The sequence below is a fragment of the Burkholderia sp. E168m23 genome (assembly GCF_016586125.1).
GTDB lineage: Bacteria > Pseudomonadota > Gammaproteobacteria > Burkholderiales > Burkholderiaceae > Burkholderia > Burkholderia orbicola.
In genome coordinates, this window is record NZ_BCPP01000898.1 from 1 (window position 1) to 2920 (window position 2920).

The window sequence follows — 2920 nt, forward strand, 5'->3', positions numbered from 1 at the left end:
CCGAGAAGGTACGCAACCGACGATTGACCGCCCGCGTGCCGCTTTCGAGGCGGCGCGGACAAAGTCTTTCGGATCAAGTGCTTGATCGCGGTATGCGCAGGCTATCCACATGCTTGCCAACACAATCTGTGGACAAGCCCGCGCGCTGCCGCGATGGCAACGCTCAGGGCTGCCGATCGCCGACGGCGGGCCAGCGCGCGAACGCGAACACCCACAGCATGACGAAGTTCAGCACCGGGACGAACATCGTCAGGATCCACCAGCCCGAATGCCCGGTGCGCCGGACGATGCGGACGTACGGATAGACGACGATGGCGACGAGCACGAGCGAAATGAGCAATTGCCACGCGGTGAAGTGTTCCATGGTCTTCCTCGGATTGAAATGTCGTCATGCGGTGCCGGCGGAACGGCCGGCCCGTGGCGCCGACGCGCGTCCCCGGCGCTGCGCGGCCGCGTGCGGCTTGCGTGATCTTGATGGGTGACGGGCGGGGGCGTCAAGGCATCGGCGCCGCGTTGCGATCGCACTGAATCGTCCGTGTTCGCGCGGGCCGCTACCGCGTGCTGCCGAAACGGTGACACGCGGCACGAACCGTAGACCGATCAACGGGTTAGCGCAGGCTTGCGCAGGATATCCACAAGCTTGCCAACACAATCTGTGGGTAAGTGGCGCAGCGTCGGCCCGGTATGCGTGCGGGGTTAGACGAGCATCGGACGTGCATCGGGACGACATCATCGTGGCGTCGTGATGCGAAGTGCGGCGAAGCGGTGTGCGCGACGGCCATGACGCACGCCGCGTCTGCATCACGCGTGCCAAAGTCCATCGGATCAAGGGTTTAGCGTCGCGGTGCGCAGGATATCCACAAGCTTGCCAACATTTTCTGTGGAGAAGTCCGCGTGCGCGATTTGGCCGACGCCACACGCTGCCACGCTTCGCACGCGGGCTCACGCGGTACAGATACCGGCCACGCCGACCTTCTGGAACAGGTGCGGGCTGGCGACGGCGGACGACGGATAGGCCGACAGCTTCGCGACGAACTCCGGGTGCGTGAAGGCCGCGCGAAACGCGTCCGTCGATTCCCAGATCGCGTAGTTCAGGTAGGTCGGGCTGTCGCCGAGCGCGCGGTGAAGCTGCGTCGAGATGAATCCCGGCTGTCGCTTCATGAATGCCGCATCGTCTTGCCATACGGCGAGAAAATCGGCTTCGTCGGCGGCTGCGAGCGTAAACACGTTGACGAGCACGACCGGGTCGGCGTCGATCGCAATCTGTTGCTGGATCGGAAAGGCCGGATCCATCGGCTTGAACTGGGGCATCGGGGCTCCTGGTGAGGCAGAGGGCAAGCGGGCGGCTACGCGTGGCCGTCCTGGCCGTGCGCGCCGGACATCGCCGACAGCACGCGCAGCGCCGCGTCGAGGTCGGTCGAGCTGAAGTCGCCGGCGATGTCGCGGACATGCCGCTGCCACTGCTCGACCACGGCCTGATAGGCCGCTTCGCCGCGCGGCGTCAGCGCATACAGCGGCGAGCGCTTGTGCGCCGGATTGGGCAACGACAGCACCAGCCCTTCGTCGGTCAGCACGTTGATCTGTTTCAGCACGGCCTGCCGCGTGATGCCCATCGCATTGGCGATCTGCGGGATGTTCGGCGCGTCCGGCGCCATCGAGATCGCGCCCAGCACCTGCCAGCGCGCGCTGGTCAAGCCGTGCGGCCCGGCGAAAGTGTTGCCCCATTCGATCAGCAGGCCGTTCAACCGGAATACGGACAGCGCGACGGCGGTCAACTTGTCGGATTTCGTCATGTCCAGCTCGGATCGTAAATTGACAACCATTTTACGTAATGGACAACTGGTTGTCAAATTGACGGGCGAGCGTCCACAGACAAAGGGGTGTCTGTATCGCAGCGTGGGAGAGCACGCGAACATCTGCGAGACCTCGACCGGGCCTTGGGTCGGGCGGATCGTTCGCGATAACTGACGCGCATGCGTGCTTGCTTGTCCGTGGCTGGCGCATTTGCCGCGCACGCACGACAAACCCTTTCCGATCAAGGGCTTGGTGCCGTTAATGGAAGGTTGTCCACAAGCTTGCCAACATTATCTGTGGACAAGCCTTCGGGCCGCCCGCGCGTCAGGCCGGCGGCGGGAAGCGCACCGTGACGGTCAGCCCGCGCCCGCCGCGCGTGGTGCCGAGCGAGACGGTCGCGCGATGCTGTTCGGCGATCCGCTTGACGATCGACAGCCCGAGCCCGCTGCCCGACGACGTGGCGGCCTGCGCGCCTTCGCCGCGATAGAAGCGTTCCCACACGTCGGTGCGTTCGGCTTCCGGAATGCCGGGGCCGTCGTCGGCGACTTCGAGCACGGGCGTCGTGCCGTCGATGCGCGCCGACACGTCGACGCGTGCGCCTTCGCCCGCATAGCGGATCGCGTTGTCGACGAGGTTGTTCAGCAGCACGCGCAGCGTGTCCGCATTGCCCGCGGCGATCACGGGTGCGTCGACGATCGCGCCGAGATCGATCCGGTGCGCGTCGGCGACGCGCGCGCGGTCCGACACCACCGAGCGGCACAGCGCGGCGAGATCGACCGGCGCCGATGCGGAGACGACCGCCTGCGCATCGGGTTCGAGGCGGGCGAGCGTCAGCAATTGTTCGGCGAGGTGGCCGAGCCGCGTCGTGCCCGCATGGATCTGCGCGAGGATGTGCTCGCGCTCCTCGGCCGTCGCCGCGCGCCGCAGCAATTGCGACTGGATCGACAGCCCCATGATCGGCGTACGCAGCTCGTGCGCGGCATCGGCGATGAAGTGGCGCTGCAGCGTGAACGAGCGGTCGAGGCGCGCGAGCAGGTCGTTGATCGCTTCGGCGAGCGGGCGGACCTCGTTCGGCATCGATGCGACGTCGACCGGTTCGAGGTTGTTCGCATTCCTGCGTTTCAGG

General features: G+C 66.1%; 4 protein-coding genes. All 4 read right to left on the bottom strand.

Annotated elements, in window-relative coordinates:
* Window positions 1-163: 163 nt before the first annotated feature.
* Window positions 164-364, bottom strand: coding sequence for a membrane protein (locus JMF90_RS31575; RefSeq protein WP_011547232.1), 201 nt, complete (start codon window positions 362-364; stop codon window positions 164-166).
* A 578-nt stretch (window positions 365-942) separates the two neighbouring features.
* Complete coding sequence (locus JMF90_RS31580) at window positions 943-1311, bottom strand: antibiotic biosynthesis monooxygenase (protein ID WP_023476024.1); 369 nt, start codon at window positions 1309-1311, stop codon at window positions 943-945.
* A gap of 35 nt (window positions 1312-1346) precedes the next feature.
* Complete coding sequence (locus tag JMF90_RS31585; RefSeq protein ID WP_041489645.1) at window positions 1347-1793, bottom strand: MarR family winged helix-turn-helix transcriptional regulator; 447 nt, start codon at window positions 1791-1793, stop codon at window positions 1347-1349.
* Window positions 1794-2118: 325 nt separating this feature from the next.
* Window positions 2119-2920, bottom strand: an 802-nt coding sequence (locus JMF90_RS31590; protein ID WP_236598069.1) for a cell wall metabolism sensor histidine kinase WalK, incomplete at its 5' end; no start/stop codon positions are given.